13 protein-coding genes are annotated in these 18,705 nt (G+C 43.7%); 6 read left to right on the top strand and 7 right to left on the bottom strand.

Annotated elements, in window-relative coordinates; translation table 11 throughout:
- Nucleotide 1: 1 nt before the first annotated feature.
- Nucleotides 2–1,300: an NAD(P)/FAD-dependent oxidoreductase gene (locus Q3A68_RS03180; RefSeq protein WP_302899590.1), complete on the bottom strand. Its 1,299-nt coding sequence runs from the start codon at nt 1,298–1,300 to the stop codon at nt 2–4.
- A 187-nt stretch (nt 1,301–1,487) separates the two neighbouring features.
- Here Q3A68_RS03180 and argB point away from each other — a divergent pair, with 187 nt between their 5' ends.
- Both argB and proC read left to right on the top strand, forming a co-directional pair.
- Nucleotides 1,488–2,285, top strand: coding sequence for an acetylglutamate kinase (gene argB, locus Q3A68_RS03175; protein ID WP_302899589.1), 798 nt, complete (start codon nt 1,488–1,490; stop codon nt 2,283–2,285).
- Between the two features lie 3 nt (nt 2,286–2,288).
- Nucleotides 2,289–3,107, top strand: coding sequence for a pyrroline-5-carboxylate reductase (proC, locus tag Q3A68_RS03170; RefSeq protein WP_302899588.1), 819 nt, complete (start codon nt 2,289–2,291; stop codon nt 3,105–3,107).
- A gap of 5 nt (nt 3,108–3,112) precedes the next feature.
- Here the strand turns inward: proC and gpmA are convergent, their stop codons facing one another.
- Nucleotides 3,113–3,802 (bottom strand): 2,3-diphosphoglycerate-dependent phosphoglycerate mutase, encoded by a 690-nt coding sequence (gene gpmA, locus Q3A68_RS03165; protein ID WP_302899586.1) that lies wholly within the window; start codon nt 3,800–3,802, stop codon nt 3,113–3,115.
- Nucleotides 3,803–3,935: 133 nt separating this feature from the next.
- Between gpmA and Q3A68_RS03160 the strand changes: the two genes are divergently transcribed.
- Both Q3A68_RS03160 and Q3A68_RS03155 read left to right on the top strand, forming a co-directional pair.
- Nucleotides 3,936–4,523, top strand: coding sequence for an acetate uptake transporter (locus tag Q3A68_RS03160; RefSeq protein WP_302899585.1), 588 nt, complete (start codon nt 3,936–3,938; stop codon nt 4,521–4,523).
- 18 nt (nt 4,524–4,541) lie between these two features.
- Nucleotides 4,542–4,925, top strand: a complete 384-nt coding sequence (locus Q3A68_RS03155) for an SRPBCC domain-containing protein (protein ID WP_302899583.1) — start codon at nt 4,542–4,544, stop codon at nt 4,923–4,925.
- Between the two features lie 56 nt (nt 4,926–4,981).
- On the opposite strand, the gene Q3A68_RS03150 is transcribed toward Q3A68_RS03155, so the two are convergent.
- The 5 genes from Q3A68_RS03150 to Q3A68_RS03130 all read right to left on the bottom strand — a co-directional run bounded on the left by Q3A68_RS03150 (nt 4,982) and on the right by Q3A68_RS03130 (nt 9,508).
- Nucleotides 4,982–6,376 (bottom strand): OmpA family protein, encoded by a 1,395-nt coding sequence (locus Q3A68_RS03150; protein ID WP_302899582.1) that lies wholly within the window; start codon nt 6,374–6,376, stop codon nt 4,982–4,984.
- A gap of 341 nt (nt 6,377–6,717) precedes the next feature.
- Nucleotides 6,718–7,899 carry a trans-sulfuration enzyme family protein gene (locus tag Q3A68_RS03145; RefSeq protein WP_302899580.1) on the bottom strand — a complete coding sequence of 394 codons (1,182 nt, stop codon included), beginning with the start codon at nt 7,897–7,899 and terminating at the stop codon, nt 6,718–6,720.
- Between the two features lie 37 nt (nt 7,900–7,936).
- Nucleotides 7,937–8,365, bottom strand: coding sequence for an OsmC family protein (locus Q3A68_RS03140; RefSeq protein WP_302899579.1), 429 nt, complete (start codon nt 8,363–8,365; stop codon nt 7,937–7,939).
- A 239-nt stretch (nt 8,366–8,604) separates the two neighbouring features.
- Complete coding sequence (locus Q3A68_RS03135) at nt 8,605–9,042, bottom strand: DUF3052 domain-containing protein (protein ID WP_302899578.1); 438 nt, start codon at nt 9,040–9,042, stop codon at nt 8,605–8,607.
- Entirely contained in the window at nt 9,026–9,508 is a 483-nt protein-coding gene (locus tag Q3A68_RS03130) for a DinB family protein (RefSeq protein WP_302899577.1), read from the bottom strand. Before Q3A68_RS03130 ends, Q3A68_RS03135 begins: the two co-directional genes overlap by 17 nt.
- Before the next feature lie 67 nt (nt 9,509–9,575).
- Here Q3A68_RS03130 and Q3A68_RS03125 point away from each other — a divergent pair, with 67 nt between their 5' ends.
- Both Q3A68_RS03125 and Q3A68_RS03120 read left to right on the top strand, forming a co-directional pair.
- Nucleotides 9,576–10,814, top strand: a complete 1,239-nt coding sequence (locus Q3A68_RS03125) for a nucleoside recognition domain-containing protein (protein WP_302899576.1) — start codon at nt 9,576–9,578, stop codon at nt 10,812–10,814.
- A gap of 269 nt (nt 10,815–11,083) precedes the next feature.
- Nucleotides 11,084–18,700: a DUF8696 domain-containing protein gene (locus Q3A68_RS03120; protein WP_302899575.1), complete on the top strand. Its 7,617-nt coding sequence runs from the start codon at nt 11,084–11,086 to the stop codon at nt 18,698–18,700.
- Nucleotides 18,701–18,705: the final 5 nt, after the last annotated feature.

Genomic DNA, 18,705 nt, shown 5'->3' with positions numbered 1-18,705 from the left:
GCTATTTTGAAGTATCGAGCGAGCGGGTTTCCATATTAAAGAACCGCACTATTAGTCTGTTATCAGTATTTCTCACAAAATACTTCGACGCCCAGCTAACCAATACACTGAGCTTGTTGGAGAACCCCATTAACGACATCAGGTGGACAAACATCCACAACAGCCAGGCAAAGAACCCGTGGAAATGGAACTTGCCAATATCGGCCACAGCCTTATTTTGTCCTACTGTGGCCAGTGAGCCTTTATCCCAATATTTAAACGGAACAGTTGGTTCGCCATTGATGATATGCATTAGGTTTTTAGCCAGGTGCTGACCGGTTTGTATAGCGCCCTGTGCCATTCCGGGTATTCCATTTGGTGTCTCCGGGGTAATCATAGCTGACACGTCCCCTATAGCAAATATATTTTGATAACCGTTTACCCTGTTTATTTCGTCAACCAATATTCTTTTCCCACTTGTGATGGTTCCGTTAGTCAGTCCATCAGGCATTTCTCCCATTACCCCTGCTGCCCAGAATACGTTACGGGTATCTATAATTGTTCCGTCGTCTATAGTTAACAGATGACCGTCATAGCTTTTCACATGAACGCCGTTATGAATGATCACTCCCATTTTTACCAATGCTGCCTTTGCCGCAGCAGATGAGTCGGCAGACATTGCGCCCAATACAACGGGCTTCCCTTCCACCAGGTACACTTTCATATCTTCCTCACACAATGAGGGATAATCCTTACAAAGCACTTTATTACGCATTTCGGCCAATGCGCCTGAAAGCTCCACGCCTGTCGGGCCTCCTCCTACTACCACGAATGTTAGCAGGGCATCCTTTTCCTCTGGATCTGTTGTGATCACCGCCTTTTCCAGATTTTGCAGCATGTAACTGCGGATATTCAATGCCTCACTAATGTTTTTCATCGGCATAGTATAATGCGCTATTTGCGTATTGCCGAAAAAGTTGGTGTTGGCACCTGTAGCAATTACCAGGTAATCGTAGGGTATTTCACCTATATCCGCTGTTACGGTATTTTTCTCAGGATTGATGGTTTTAACTTCAGCCAGGTTAAAAGTGAAATTTTTTTGATTGGTAAATATTCTCCGTACCGGAAAGCCGATCGAATCAGCTTCAATAGCGCCCATCGCCACCTGGTAAAGTAATGGCTGAAAAGTATGGTAATTGTGCTTATCCAGCATCAACACTTCTACAGGTTTATTTTTTAGCTTTTTTGCCAGGTTAATCCCGCCAAAACCACCGCCAATAATAACAATACGCGGCATGTGGGCCGATTTATTTTGATCCATAAGTAAATATTACCAGAGCTTGAGCGCAAAATAAGGATAAAAAAACCTTCGTTATGCCATATTAACTTAATTTAATATATGGATGTTCTTAAACTCGTCTTATTTTTACGGCCTAATTACTATTTTTAGCCCTTTATTTGACAAAAGCACAAAACATGCAGGGTAATATTTGTGCAAACTACTATCCATGGATAAAAAGAAACTACATGTCATCAAAATTGGCGGGAATGTTATCGATAATTCAGAGAATCTTTATCATTTTCTAAAGGATTTCGCCGCGGTTGATGGCAATAAAATACTGGTGCACGGTGGTGGAAAGGTGGCAACGCAGCTATCTGAAACGCTTGGCATCGAAACAAAACTGGTGGATGGCCGCCGGATAACCGATATTGAAACCCTGCGTGTAGTGACGATGGTTTATGGCGGATTAATTAACAAGAATATTGTAGCACAATTGCAAAGGTTTGGCAGTAATGCAATCGGTCTTACCGGTGCGGACGGAAATTTTATCCGGACAAAAAAACGCCCTGTTAAGACCATTGACTATGGTTTTGTGGGCGACATTGACGATAAATCTATCGATCCAAAAAATCTTGAAAAATTGATGGATGCAGGATTTACACCTGTATTTTGTGCAATCACTCATGATGGCGAAGGGCAACTATTAAATACCAATGCAGATACCATAGCTTCTGCTCTTGCCGTTGCTTTATCGGCGCTATATGAAACTACTTTAGTATATTGCTTCGAGAAAAAAGGGGTGCTGCAGGATATTAATGATGAAGAATCACTGATCAGGGAAATAGACCCTGTACGGTATGAAAGACTAAAGGAACAGCAGATCATTCACAGTGGTATGCTACCAAAACTGGATAATGCATTTACCGCTATCAATTGTGGTGTAAAAGCGGTAATTATAGGCAAATCTGACGATTTAGCACAATTAAAACACGAAAATTCATTTGGCACACGTTTAAGCAAATAAGAAATGAGCGAGATACAAACCATAGCGATATTAGGAGGCGGAAATATAGGCCTTTCATTGGCCCGGGGACTGGTTAAAGCAGGGATTTACAAACCCGAGCAGATTATTGTGACAAGAAGGAACTTAGGTGCTTTAGCGTTGTTGTCAAAAGAAGGTTTTCAAACGACTGATAATAATTCGGATGCAGTAAAAAGGTCGGACGCAGTAGTTATAGCAGTATTACCACAACAGTTGAATAAACTGATGTATGAAATCCGTCCTTCGTTAAAGAAACAGCGCCATCTGCTTATCTCTGTTGTATCGGGGGTTAGCTGTCATGATATTTATGTGCAGGCTGGAACATTAGTTCAGGTAGTCAGGGCTATGCCTAACACAGCTATTGCTATTGGTCAATCCATGACTTGTATCTCAACAGAAAATGCTTCTAATGAAAATATGGAGCTGGTAAAATCGCTTTTTGATACGGTTGGCGTAACTATCCAGATCAATGAAGAATTGATGACCTCGGCTACAGCGCTTTGTGCCTGCGGTATCGCATTTTTTCTGCGTTCTATACGCGCTGCTTCACAGGGAGGAACAGAGATCGGCTTCCATGCACATGATGCACTCAGAATGGCTGCACAAACCGCCAAAGGCGCGGCCGATCTGCTTTTGCAGTTATCTTCTCACCCTGAACAGGAAATCGATAAAGTAACCTCACCAAAAGGCTGTACCATTGCCGGTTTGAACGAAATGGAGCACAATGGCTTTAGTTCAGCTATGATCAAAGGCATCAAAACATCGGCTGATAAGGCGGCGGTGTTATATGATAAAGAGGATTAAAGGCATCATTCCAAATAATAATGCCTGATCCTGTTTAATTGGTCATCCAATTCATAAATTAAAGGCACACCTGTAGGCAGATCTAATTGAGTAACTTCCTCATCTGATAAGTGGTCAATATACTGTATTAAAGCGCGCAAACTGTTCCCATGCGCTGATACGATAACCTTTTGATTCATACGGATAGCAGCAACAATGTTCTCGTGCCAGAAAGGTAATACCCTATCCATTGTTTCGCTCAGGTTTTCAGTTAAGGGCAATTCGCGTTCAGTTAAATTTTTGTAGCGTGGGTCTTTACCCGGGTAACGGTCGTCATCTTTGGTAATTGCAGGTGGTAATTCATGCGGGTCACGGCGCCATTTGTGAACCTGTTCGGCACCATACTGTGCGGTGACCTCATCTTTGTTTAATCCCTGCAAAGCCCCGTAGAAACGCTCATTCAACCGCCACGACTTCTGCACAGGAATCCAAAGCAGGTCCATTTCTTCTAAAACAATATCCAGAGTTTTGATAGACCGCTTTAGAACAGAACAAAAACCTGTGTCAAAAGTGTAACAATGCTTTTTTAATAGCTGCCCTGCACGTTTTGCCTGCCGGTAGCCATTCTCAGACAGGTCGACGTCTGTCCATCCTGTAAAACGGTTTTGCTGGTTCCAGATACTTTCGCCGTGACGAATTAATAGCAGTTTTTGCATTTTATTGAGGTAAAAGCCGAAAGGTAAAAGCTGAAAGGCGGATTTGCAAATACCCATTGGCAATAATGGGTGCAATCATTATAAATCATTTATTATATTGCATCATAAACTCTAACAATAAACCTAAATTACTATGATCCCAACAACACCTGTTCCCGCTAAGGATGGGACCGCTAATCCTGCTCCTCTTGGTCTTTGCGCCTTTGGCATGACTACAGTTTTATTAAATTTTCATAATGCCGGATTCTTCGGGCTGAACTCTATGATCCTGGCCATGGGCCTCTGTTATGGTGGACTCGCGCAAGTTATAGCCGGTATAATTGAGGCTAAGAAAAATAACACCTTTGGCTTAACAGCCTTTACGTCCTACGGTTTTTTCTGGCTCTCATTTGTCGGACTGATTGTAATGAGCAAAGTAGGTTGGATAGACAAACCAACTGACGGCGCTATTGCAGCTTATCTGGGCGTTTGGGGCTTCTTTACTTTTTGCATGTTCTTCGGTACACTCAAGCTAAACAGAGCGTTACAATTCGTGTTTGCGTCGCTTACTATACTATTTTTCCTATTAGCTGTCGGCGATGCTACAGGTAACGCTTCTATCAAAACATTTGCCGGATACGAAGGCATAATATGCGGATTATCTGCTATTTATACTGGCATAGCCAATGTTTTAAATGAAGTATATGGTAGGACAGTTTTGCCGATTGGTGCAGTCAGCTAATTCTACTAAATTGCACCTGTGAAAGATTTCAAAAAATATTACCTTCTACCCGCTACACCGGAGGAAATTTATATGGCATTAACCAATCCATTAACTATTGAGTTATGGACCGGTGAAGAAGCCGTTATGAGTACCGAGCCTGGATCGGAGTTTTCTATGTGGGAAGGAAGTATTGTAGGAAAGAACCTGGAATTTGAGCAAGGGAAGAAAATCGTACAGCAATGGTATTTTGATGGGCAACCTGAAGCATCTATCGTCACTATAAAACTTCATCCCGATAAAAAAGGAACTTCGGTAGAGCTAAGGCATACTAATATTCCCGACGCGGATTACGAAAGTTTCGCCGAGGGCTGGGATGATTCCTACTTTGGCCCGCTGACAGATTTCTTCGACGTGCCATAAAACAAGAAAGCCGCTCAATAATGGGCGGCTCTCTAATTTAATTATTGATTATTTTATTAAAACAAAGTAAACTCAACACGTCTATTTAATTGACGGCCTTTTGCTGTTTTATTGCTAGCTATCGGCTGAGTCTTGCCATATCCGGTAGCTTCGATACGAGACGCATTAGCTCCTTTACTTACAAGGTAAGCCTTAATGGCCTCTGCCCTATCTTTTGATAATTTCATGTTAGCGTCAGCAGAACCTACGTTATCCGTATGGCCAGCTAATTTGAGGCTAAAGTTTTTATCGATCAGCAATTGCGCTACTCTATCAAGACTTGGATATGAATGCGCCCTTATAGTTGCTTTACCAAAATCAAACTCAAGGTTTTTTATCGCTTCCCTTACAATTTTTCTATCTTCTTCGGTTACATACACCTTCACATCTTTTGGTGTTGGAAGCGGACAACCTGAGCCGTCTACCTTTGTACCGCTAGGCGTATTAGGACACTTATCGAAGAAATCAGGAACACCGTCACCATCGCTGTCAACAGTAAACTTAGCCAGATTAGCGTTAGTTACATCAAGGTCTGCACGTAATTTATCATTTTTAGCTTTCTCTGCCTCAAGCTGAGCACGCTGTGCCTGTATCGAATTATTCAGTGTAGCCTCCTCGGTCAGGTATTCTGTACGCATTGAATTAACAGGGTTATGCGTTGCCAGTTGTGGCTTAGACCGTGAACCTAAAGCAAATTCTAACCCAATATGAGCGTAAGAGAACCGATCATTTCCCATACCATGATTGTACCCATCAATATTGTCAGAGTTAACAAAATTGATCTGGTAACCAAGATCCAAATTGATGCTTTGCGAGATATTGAACTTTACGCCCGCTCCGGCAGGAATATAAAATTCATGTATCTGATCAGCCGTTACCGAGCCCCCGCTTCCACCGCGTATGGTCACAGTTGGCTTGTATCCCATTAATCCGCCGCCAAGTGTAACGTATGGCTGTATAAAGCCTTGCTTATGGCGCCAGTTAATATTGGCCAACGTAAAATTACCACTCAAGTCGACAGCATAATTTAATTTGGTGCTGAAGCCATTGTAAGGTGAATATCCAACTGCATTAGCCTGGGCATGATCACCGGAAAGCTTACCTGCCATTAAATTGAGCTGTAAGCCAAAAGAAGGTAATATTTGTTTTTTGATATAAGCGCTGTAGCCCAGCTCCCCATTCGGCGATGTAAAATCCATGCTTCTCTTGTCCTGGATAATGTTGTATGGTGTTAAAACGCCAACATTAACTCCTATAGACCATGTGCGAAAAGCATTTTCTGGTGAAAATGGTTTTACGTAATTTGTTGTTGTTTGTACGGTTTTGGTTGTATCAGGAGTTTGTGCGAATAGTTGACTCCCTGTCATAATTCCTGAAAATAACAGAATAGCCTTTTTTAAGTTGAACTTCATAAGCTAAAAATTTGGTTTCAATGTCCTTTCGTAAGACATTCAACGCAGGTAGTCAATATCGATGCCATGCAGCACCTGGTCACATGACTGTTGCCCAAATAGGAAATAGGAAAAAATAATGTGCGAGAAATTTACGGGATAAGTTACTACAGAGCAGTTATATAGGGAATGCTGTCAGCAGCGTCGATACATCCGGCAAGTTAAGAATATGTAACAGCCCTGACTTTTTGAATATTGAGGTAAATGAGTTATAAAAGGTACGCTTTCTACAGAAAGTGTACAGAATTGAGGAATAATTATCCAATACCGGTTTTTGATATGTTTCCGGTATTGGATTTTTTTTATAGCGAGCTTTTTTCTAAAGCCTGAGTAATATCAGCTATTGTATCTTCCACCTTCTCTAATCCAACTGAAATACGGATCAGTCCCGGTGTAATCCCTACTGATAATCTTTCAGCATCACTTAACCTGGAGTGAGTTGTACTTGCAGGATGCGATGCTATGCTCCTTGTGTCACCTAAATTGGCCGTTACTGAAAGCATTTCAAGAGCATCAAGAAACTTACGACCAGCTTCCAAACCACCTTTTATCTCAAAGCACAATACACCGCCACCTAATTTCATCTGTTTTTTAGCGATATCATATTGTGGATGCCCCTTTAGGAAAGGATATTTCACCCACGATATATTTGGATTGCCTTGCAAGGTCTCAGCTATTTTCAGCGCATTGTCGCAATGACGTTGCATGCGTACATCTAACGTCTCCAAGCTCTTGCTTAATACCCATGCATTAAACGGTGACATAGACGGTCCGGTATTCCTGCAAAACAGGTAAATATCTTTTATCAGATCAGCACGACCAACGATTACACCACCTAATACCCTACCCTGTCCGTCAATCCATTTGGTAGCTGAGTGAACAACCAGATCGGCACCAAAATCTATCGGACGCTGCAATAATGGTGTAGCAAAGCAATTATCTACATTCAGTATGAGTCCGTGTTTTTTAGAAAACTGACCTATCCACTCCAGATCGAGCACCTCTAATTGAGGGTTGGTAGGAGTTTCCAGGTAAACCATTTTTGAATTAGGCTTAACGGCTGCTTCCCATGCCGCGTTATCATTGGCAGGTACCAGCGTGCTTTCAATACCAAACCTGGAAAGATACTTGGTTACCATGGTAAACGTACTCCCAAAAACTGAGCTGCAACAGATTAAATGATCTCCCTTACTTAACAGTGCAAACATAGATGAGAATATGGCGCTCATACCTGTTGATGTCGCAAAACCAGCATCAGCACCTTCCAGGGCGCACATTTTGGCAATAAATTCATCCACATTAGGATTGCTGAAACGACTGTAGATATTATCATCTGTTTCATCAGCAAAAGCCGCGCGCATCGCTTCGGCTTCGTCGAAAGTAAAGCTGCTGGTAAGATATAACGGAGTAGAGTGCTCCTGTTGCTGAGTTTTTTGTGACTGAATACGGATAGCCTGGGTAACCGGATCTAATTTTTTAGACATGATATTTTGTGAATGTAGTAGAAGAATGTATCGTAAATTATATAGCCGGGTGAACAACCACTGATGTGGTTATTTTTGCACCTGCTTTCATCAAAGTAGCTGCAACCGAGCAATATTTATTAATAGACAAGTCAACCGCGCGGGCCGCTTTATCCTTATCAATATCACCATACAATTGGAATTTGACATGGATAGTTTGCCAAAGAGAAGGTTCCTTGCCTTTTTCGCGCTCACCGCTGATGGTCATCTTATAATCAACCACATCCTGGCGTTGTTTCTTCAGTATGCTGATGACATCAATTGCAGAGCATCCGCCTAAAGCCATTAACAGGCTCTGCATAGGGCGAACTCCATAATTCAGACCGCCGCTTTCAGGGCTGCTGTCCATTTTAATAGTGTGTCCATTTTCATCTGTAGCCTCAAAGCCGAAATCACCGTGTACACGCGAAAGTTGAATAGTAGGCATCTTATTATAATTAAAGGTTGCAAAGTTATCATTTTTAGGCAGGAATGTTAGCCGAGAGGAACAAATCTGACTTTTGATAAATAAACTCTAAACTTAGGTTAATAAAAATACTTTGAATAACCGCTTTTACGGTTTGTCTCTCAATAGGTTTTGCTTACGACAGAATTTTGGGGGACTTATCGTAATAGTTGTGTTAGAAAAATCAAGGCTATGTAACCACTGAAACCAACGAGATTAACTTAACGATCCTTAACGGGAATAACCAGTTTTAAGCCCGACCAAATTTCATCAACAGCGCAAACTTTGATATCAACCAGGCCTGTCTGAAGGGCAAAATTCCGGATAATATCTTCTGTAACATCAGTAGCTATTTTGGATGATTTCTTGGGCCAGGATACCCATATCGATCCATTGGATTTGATGCGATTTTTTAATTGCGGTAGTAAGGATTGATATTCTTGCCGGTCTTTGGTAAAAAAGTGGATCAAATCCACCTTAGAATCTTTACCATTTTCGACATATAAATTAGCAGGCAGATCAGTAAAAAGGCATCGGTAATATTCAGGCGCATTGATCACCTCGATATGAAAATTATCTTTTATCCCCAACTTTTTGGCAAGGGGGGTACCGGAATAACCGGCTGGACGAGTTTGCCCAGGATCAATTGACGGGTTCATGTACTCTGATCTGGTTTAAGTGATGTTGCAGATGGTCTAAATAATCATTCGCCAACCATTCTACCGTATGGAGCTTTATCTCAGTTTTGCCGGTGTCACAATTAGCCTGCATCCTGTCAGTCGGATAATTATCCAGAACATGAATAATCTGCAGGTTCAAGATCTTCCATAATTGCAACACTTCATCTTCAGTCATTTCCTGGTAATGCTGTGCTTTTACCCATTCATCCTGCTCATAGACCAATTTAAAATTCTCTTGATAAGTGCATCTTATAAAGCGTTGCAGGTTGATCATGGCGCTATCACACAAATGGCCCATGATCTCCTTTCTTGACCATTTGCCGGGTGCGGACCTGATGCTCCAGTCAATTGGACGATTGTCGGGATTGTTAAGCGATTTGATAAACTGGTAGATCGCCGTTAATATATTTTTGGATATCTGTTTCATAGCTGCGATATCTGTCATTAAATATAGCAATGAAATCTTAAACTTTTTACAAAAAACTGTTACCTTCAACACCTGAATAAGCACTATGGCCCTTAACTATATCTGGATATTCTTTTTTGTTATTGCATTTATACTTGCCCTGGTAAAATTGATCTTTCTGGGCGATACAGAAGCCTTTAAATCAATTGTTGATAGCTTATTCAGCTCTTCACAAACAGCGGTAATGGACATTGCCCTGCCATTGATCGGTGCGATGACTTTCTGGCTCGGGATCATGAAAATTGGTGAAAAAGCAGGTGCAATTAACTTCCTTTCCCGCATTGTAGGGCCATTTTTTCGTCGCATATTTCCTGAAATTCCAAAAGATCATCCGGCTTTGGGAAATATCCTGATGAGTTTTTCGGCAAACCTGCTCGGACTGTTAAACGCGGCTACCCCACTTGGTTTAAAAGCAATGGATAGCATGCAGGAGATAAATGAAGACAAAGAGACAGCCAGTAATGCCCAGATCATGTTCCTGGTGCTGCTTACATCCGGTATGCAGTTGTTGCCCGTTGCCATTATTGCACAGCGCGCTATACTTCACGCCAAGGATCCAACAGATGTTTTTATTCCATGCATCATAGCTACGTATGTATCAGCTGTGATCGGCATGATCGCGGTAGCCATTCGCCAAAGAATCAATTTATTTGACAGGGTGATCATCGCCTGGCTTGGCGGTGTTAGTTTATTCATCACAGTGATGGTTTGGTTCTTTACAACCCATCTAACTAAAGAACAAATCAGTACCTTCTCAAAAATCACCAGTAACCTACTTTTGTTTGCTATTCCTGTTGTCTTCATTTTAGGAGGTATGCTTAAGAAAATCAACGTTTTTGAAGCATTCATTGATGGAGCAAAAGGTGGGTTTGATACCTGCATTAAGATCATCCCCTACCTCGTTGCTATGCTGGTGGGTATTGCCGTTTTCCGTAGCTGCGGTGCTTTGGGTTATATGAACGATGGTTTGAGATGGGCAGTGAACGGTTTAGGCCTGGATACGCGTTTTGTAGACGCCATGCCTGTTGCATATATGAAACCATTAAGTGGCTCAGGATCACGCGCCATGATGATTACAACTATGCAAACATTTGGCCCCGACAGTTTTGCAGGTCGTTTAGGTTGTGTATTTAACGGTTCAGCAGATACCACTTTTTACATTGTGGCACTTTATTTTGGGTCGGTCGGCATTAAAAAATTCCGTTATTCAATTCCTTTTGGGTTGATAGCAGATTTGGCTGGAATTGTTGCTGCAATTTTCGTTTCATACTTGTTTTTCGGATAAACTTATCCACATTTTGATTTCTTTTCGCTTCAGATATTATAATTAACTTCCAGTTAATCAGAATGTTCTAATTCGACTCTTTTTGGAGCATTTTTAACAAGCTCGTTTTAGCTAAAATACTGCAACCCAATGCACTCAGTTTCGTATAAAGGCGGAAGTTAGTTCTATTTACTTAAAACCTGCATTTTCTGATAAAAGCAGGTTTTGTTGCTAAAAAGGTAAAGAACAACTGTTAGGCATACCCTTACAATTAAGTGAAAAAAATGTGTATGGATAGAACCTTTACGAAACATTTATTCTTTTTAGCAATACTCACCTTGTTTTTTATAACAGGTGCCTTTGCTCAAACTATAACGGTCGGCACGGTTGATCCGGGGCCATATGCTCCGGGATCAACTGTGGCAGTTCCTATCAGTCTCGGTACTACAGGCTCTTGTCTGGATAAAAGCAGCAATCAGTTCCAGGTAATTTTGTCCAACTCATCAGGCTCTTTTGCGTCAGGCACAACAGTCTTAGGAACCTATTCAGGATTCTATGCCAGTTTTGTTAATGGTACTTTACCTGCAGCACTGGCACCGGGAACCTATAACATCGAAGTAGTAACAACTACCCCAGCTTCCACCAGTTCAAACACGGCGAGCATCACTGTTGCGGCTGGTACGGCAGTAAAACCTACGATCTCTACGGAGACAATTCCTTCCAGTGGTGTATTCGGGCGATGTGTAGGTACCCTTCCACCTTTTACAATTACACCAACATCCAGCGGTACCGTTACTGCCAGTTTTTATAACGAGACGTCAGGCAGCAGCGAGGGTACTAATATCACAATACCGGCAGGCGGGTATTCATTCACGCCTACTAAATCTTATTATACCGTTATTGCTAAATCAACCATTGGTGGTGTAGTTGGCACCTATGGCTATCAACTTATTAACAATAACTTGCTTAATCCGTTTAGCCCGGTTGGTCAGCCTTTTGCCTGTATGCCGGCGGGTGGTATGGCGACATTAACGTTTGGTGTACCCTTCTCGGGCGCTATTGGAATAAACAACAACTATCCGGGAACATTGTACACAGTTAGCTGGGGCGATGGGACAACCAGCGTTTTAGATTATTGCGATATAGTTCAGGCCGGCGGTCTATTGTCGCATGACTATACGGCGCCAACTTGTGGTTCAGGCACTCCGTTACAGGTAATATGCCAGCCATCGACACCATATTGCGGTGGATTAACTGCTCCAAGTACTACTACTGCTAAGATAATAATTACACCGACGGTCGACTTTGGCCTACCCGCCATTGCCTGTGTGGGCACGGCGATCACCGTGCCCAATAATTCCAGACCGGGGCCGGACTACAGTACAGCTACCCAACTTGACTGTAATTTACAGAATCCAAATGCATTGTACGATTGGTATTTTGATGGAACTCTGGTAGCTAGCCAGGTAAATCTGGCCTATTCTTATGTCATACCTGCTACTACGTCACATGGTACCCACACGATATTACTTCATGCAGACGCGCCTGCGGATCCCAACGTTCCTTACTGCGCGGCAGCAGATGTTCAAAAGTCTATTTGTCTTGAAGACCCGCCGCAGCCGGCATTTACTATTATAAGCCCGGTTTGCGTAACAACTGCATCAGTACCCGTAACTAATACATCAGTAGTAGATAGTGCTCCATGCAGCCCTATAGTATACACCTGGTCAGCTACGCCTTCCACTTATAGTTTTACAGGCGGAACTAACCAAAACAGCATTTCACCTCTATTTAAGTTTACGGCAGCCGGTACTTATACAATAACCTTGAACATTAGCGATGTCGCTAATACGGCCTGTGCCACAAGATCGGTTACACAAACTATAGTAGTACAAGCTACGCCTGTTGCTACCCTGTCGCCAGATGTGTCGCTTTGTGGTGATAACCAGACACTAACTTTTGATGGCACCAGTGGCTCGTCTACCAAAGTGCTATTTACAGGCTCCGCCTCAACAGATACCTATGCCTGGACCGTAACGCCACCAGCAGGTGGCAGCGCTGTTTTTGCAGGAGGGACAAACTCAAGCAGTAAATATCCAAAAATAAAATTCGTCGGCTATGGCACTTATGCCATTAATGTAACTCATGCTAATGCCTGCGGCACCGCATCCGACTCGCAAAATATCACTTTTATCCAGCCGCCTACTGTCGATGCCGGTACGGACCAGACTGTTTGTGCGTACCCTGTACCAACCGTTACCTTGTCGGGAAATGTGGTGGGTGGTACCGGTTACAGTTGGAGCAGTGCAGGTGGAGGTACCTTTTCGAGCACTACATCGCTAACGCCAACTTACACACCTTCTGCTTCAGAAATATCGGCAGGAATAGCCACATTGACGCTTACAGCTACGTCTACTGCCCCTTGTCTTACAACAACTGACCAGGTTGTAATTAATATCACGCCACAGGCAAAGATCAATAGTTCTGCTACTGTGGCAACCTGCTCGGGGCAGGCGGTTAATTATAATATAACCGCTGACCATGCCGGAACCAGCTTTACGTGGACGGCCGCTGTAACTACAGGAACGGCAGCCAACTTTACTACTCCAGGAAGTGGTAATAACATAACCGATCAGATCACTAATTCCGGCACTACGGATGCTATCGTGACTTATACGATCAGCCCTACTTATAATTCGTGTCCTGGAGTTCCATTTACGCTTCAGGTTACCGTTCATCCGTTGCCATCGGCCATTGCAAACGCACCTTCACCAGTTTGTAGTAATGTGCTTGCAAACGCAAATATTACGCTATCGTCAAATGTAGCCAATACATCCTACACCTGGACAAGTGCCGCACCTTCAGGTGTAACAGGCAATAGCAGCCAAAGTACAGCCGTTCTTGTAAATAGTATTGTAGATAACCTGGTGAACAGTAATACTACGCCGCGCGTTGTAACCTATACGATCACTCCTTATAATGGCAGCTGTCCGGGTACGCCTGTGACTGTTTCAATTACTGTTGAGCCATCCCCTATTACTGCTAATGCAGGGCCGCTGCAGCACCTTTGTAACGTAACCTCTGTCCCGTTACAAGCTAATGATCCGACACCCCAAACCGGGATGTGGTCACAAGTGGGAGCCCCAACTCCAGGTATCATTTTTTCGCCGAATAATACCGACCCTCATGCAACTGTATCAGGTTTGACACCGGGCAACAATTACCAGTTTCAATGGACAATTACGGCATCTGCTTCATGCCCAACAAGCAGCAGTTCGGTATCTATCATTATTGATAAAGCGCCCCTGGGCGGTATTGCGACTGCTAACCCCGGAGAAGTTTGCCAGGGTGGCAACAGTTCGATCTCACTTGCCGGCAAATCGGGTACTTTAGTGGAATGGCAGTCTTCAATAGATACGGCCTTTGCTACCAACTGGATATCGACTACTGTTAGCGCGGATACCTTGGTTGTTGCCAACCTGACCCAAACCACCTATTATCGTGCCCTGATACATGACGGATCTTCATGTCCTGACGTTTATTCAACTATAGCAACGGTAATTGTAGACCCTCCGCCTACTACGGCAAATGCCGGTCCGAACGCCACAGTATGTTATGCATCAGGTGCATATAAGTTAGGCGGAAATACGCCGACTGTTGGAACAGGGGTATGGTCGCAAATAAGCAGTGGGCCTACGGCCAGTTTTTCTTCCTTGACAGACGGTCAGGCTTTCGTCACCCCTCCTGCTCCGGGATCGTATACATTTAAATGGACCATCACAGCTTCTGCGAGTTGTCCGCCGAGCAGCAGTACGGTAACTATAACTTTCGAGCCTCCGGCTGTCGGTGGCATAGCTACACCTAACCCTGCGGAAGTGTGCGTGGGTGGAAACAGCTCAATCGCGCTTGCCGGCAGATCGGGTACGTTAGTAGAATGGCAGTCTTCAACCGATTCGACCTTTGCTACCAACTTGACATCGATCACGGTTACGGCGGATACCCTGAATGTTGCAGGCCTGTTACAAACAACCTATTACCGTGCCAAGGTACACAATGGAGCCTCATGTCCCGATGATTATTCGACCACAGCAACAGTAATCGTAGATCCACCACCTACAACGGCGAATGCAGGTTCGCCCGCCACAATATGTTATTCATCGGGCTCGTATCAATTAAGTGGTAATCCACCTGCTGTTGGTACAGGTGTATGGTCGCAGGTAAGTAGTGGACCTGCCGCCAGTTTTTCTTCTATAACAGACCCCTATGCCACGGTCACTCCATCTGCTCCGGGACTGTACACATTTAAATGGACCATCACAGCTTCCCCATCATGTCCTCCGAGCAGTAGTACGGTAAACATAACTTTCGATGCTCCCCCTATAGGCGGTAACACGTCAAGCGACGCGCACGTGTGTTTAGGCGCCAATGCAGGAAGGATAACACTCTCTGGGCAATCCGGCAAAATATTGAGGTGGGAATATTCGGTTGATAATACCACTTGGTTTCCGATTGCAGACACAACTAATATATACGACTATTCAGGTTTGATGCAGACCACTCAGTACAGGGCTGTTATAACTAATGGAGTTTGCCCAGTTGCATATTCGACTCCAACTACAATTACGGTAGATCAGCCGCCGATTGCGGCAAATGCCGGTCCGGATTATGCACTATGTAATCAGAGTAATTATGTTCTGCAAGGCAATAACCCATCACCCGGCAAAGGCAAATGGACCGTTTTAGGCAGCCCGGCAAGTATAGTTTTTGCAAACGACACGCTTTCTAATTCAGGAGTAAGCGGACTACTGCCCGGTACTACCTACAAATTTATATGGACCATTTCCAACAGGACAGGATCTTGTCCACCAACTGCTGATACGGTTACGATAAAAAATGACCCGCCAGCTGTTGGTGGTACCACCCAAAGTGATACACATGTTTGTTCGGGAGCCAATTCGGGCACCATACAGCTTACAGCGTATGCGGGATCCGTATTGCGCTGGGAATATAATGATAGCGGAACATGGCAAACCATCTTTAATACTACGGATAAACAAGATTATTCAGGTCTGTTGAAGACAACTAAATACAGGGCCTGGGTGCAAATCCCCGGCAGCACTTGTCCGGCCGATTCATCGACAATCACGACCATTACCGTTGATCCCCCTCCAACGGTATCCGATCCCGGCCCGGATGAAACAATATGCTATCAACCTACTTACAAGCTTAAGGCTACCGGCGTTTCATTCCCAAATAAAGGGGTGTGGACAATATTTAGTGAACCGCCAACGGCCAATGCAAAGTTTGCAGATTCAACTAGCAATAGTAGCGATGTAATCAATTTAATACCCGGCAAATACGTATTCAGATGGACAATAAGCAATGCTACAGCCTGTCCGCCAAGCGCAAATGACGTTACCATCATTATTGACAAAGCACCGGTAGGTGGTACCACATCAAGTGATGCAACGGTCTGTGCCGGCAGCAATGGCGGACCGATCACGCTTTCGGGAGAATATGGCCATGTGGTTCGCTGGGAGTACCGTGACACCATCAGTAACGGGTGGCAGCCGATATTGGATACCAATAGAAAAATTAGTTATAACAATTTAACCCAGACCACCCAATATCGTGCCTGGGTTCAAAATGGGGTCTGCCCGGAGGTGCCTTCAACAGTGACCACAATTACCGTGGATCCACCTCCTGTTGCTGCAAATGCAGGACCATCTGATCGTGTATGTAATCAAACTTCTTATAAGCTCAACGCCACTCCAGTCCAATTACCAAATAAAGGTCGGTGGAGCATGCTATCAGGGCCGTCGTTACCAGTTTTTGCTAACGTTGCAGATCCGAAGACCATGGTTGATAGCCTGAAACCTGGTGTCTATAAATTCATTTGGACGGTAACAAATACAGCGGCGTGTCCGTCTAAACCCGATGAGGTGGATATTACGATCGACCCGGCGCCATACGGTGGTATTACATCGACCAATGATACCGTTTGTTATGGTAGCAATTTCGGACAAGTTCGCCTTTCGCAGCAGGTCGGTTCTGTAGTAGGCTGGGAATTCTCAGTTGGTGGGAATAACTGGCAGCCGATGGGTGATACGACATCTGTAATAAATTATAAAAATCTAACACGAACTACGCAATACAGGGCAATTGTACGTAATGGTCTTACTTGTGGTGACGTACGCTCGACACCTACTACCATTACCGTTAACCCGCCAACGCCTATTGCTGATGCAGGACCAAACCAAAATTTGTGCAATCAATTCAGCACCACATTAAAAGGTAACGATCCGGGGGCATTTGTTGGAGCATGGATGCAAACCGGAGGCCCACCAGTGAATATTGCTGATCCTAATAATTATATCACGTCAGTTACTGGTATGAAAGGAGGGAACGTTTACAAGTTCACCTGGACAATAAAAGGTTTACCACCATGTCAGGATATACCCTCAACTGTTGCAATCAGTGTGTCTTCCGACATTACTCCAAATTTCGCGATGGATCAAGACCATGGTTGCGGACCTGTAACAGTTACATTTACCAATACATCTACTCCTACACCAACCGGTGGTACATTTGTTTGGAATTTTGGTGATGGGTCGCCCCAGGTAACTGCTGTGAACCCGCCGTCTCATACCTTCCAGCCATCAAATGATGGTACCGAAGCTATTTATGAGGTCTCTATGACACCTACAAGTAATTGCGGTTCGCAAGCACCTTATGTTGCTTACGTAAAAGTGAGCTCTGCTAAACCGCTTGCAGTTTTAAATCCGTCTCAAACATCAGCCTGTGGTACATTTACGCTTTCTGCTCAAAACTTATCGCCCGGCGATAATGCGCAGTATGATTTTTATCTGAAAGACGCAAATGGTAACATAGTACAACACTTGACTTATCCGGATACGCGGGATGCCGTCTTTCAACCAATGACGGTTACTCAGCAAACTCACTTTTCAATGTACCTGGTGGTGATAGACAAGTGCGGTAACCAGGCTACTTCTCCGTCTAATGATATACAGGTTTCGCCATCATCTTTGATATCGAAAATACAGATCAAAGGTGATGTCGGCAATGTTTGTATTGGCAGCCCGGTAACGTTCCAGAACCTCTCATCCGGCGGCGATAAATTCACGATTACTATATATGATTCCAATAAAAAACCGATACTGACCTTACCCGCCGGAACTGGAGACATTCCCTATACTCCTCCCGCCACAGGTGTATATTACGTATCAATAACAGCGGGCAATTCCGGTTGTGGTGATGCCCCTGAATCGGCGTTGAAACAGTTTACGGTTTATCCTATCCCCGCTCCAAACTTTACCTGGACTGCTGATCAGAACTTTAACGTTACTTTCAACAACACTACGCCTGGGGTAGATAACATCCCTGCATCATCATTAACTTACAAGTGGGACTTTGGTGATGGATCAAACTTTGATCCGTCTTATATGCCTGCTTCACACCATTTTGATTTTAGTAAGGCGCCATTTACGGTCTCGCTGACTGCCACGACACCAGGTACGGATTGTTCCCAAGTGATCTCTAAGAGCATAAATATTACGTTTAAGGGAAACTTATTTTTACCAAATGCGTTTATTCCAGCCAGTTCGGATAAGAGCCTGAATACATTTATTGCGAAAGGGTTCGGGATGAAAACATGGCGCATGCAGATATTTAACAATTTCGGTCAATTGGTTTGGGAAACAACTAAGTTAGATAACAATGGCTCGCCTATTGAAGGTTGGGATGGTACTTATAAAGGCAAAATTGTAGAGCAAGGTGTTTACATATGGCAAATAAGTGCTACACTTCTAAACGGCGAGGAATGGAAAGGAATGTCATACCATAATTCATCACCAAGCAAAACAGGGGCAATACATTTATTAAGATAATACGA

The organism is Mucilaginibacter tolerans (assembly GCF_030519375.1).
In the GTDB taxonomy this organism is placed as follows: domain Bacteria; phylum Bacteroidota; class Bacteroidia; order Sphingobacteriales; family Sphingobacteriaceae; genus Mucilaginibacter.
This window is presented reverse-complemented; position numbering and strand designations above follow the sequence as displayed.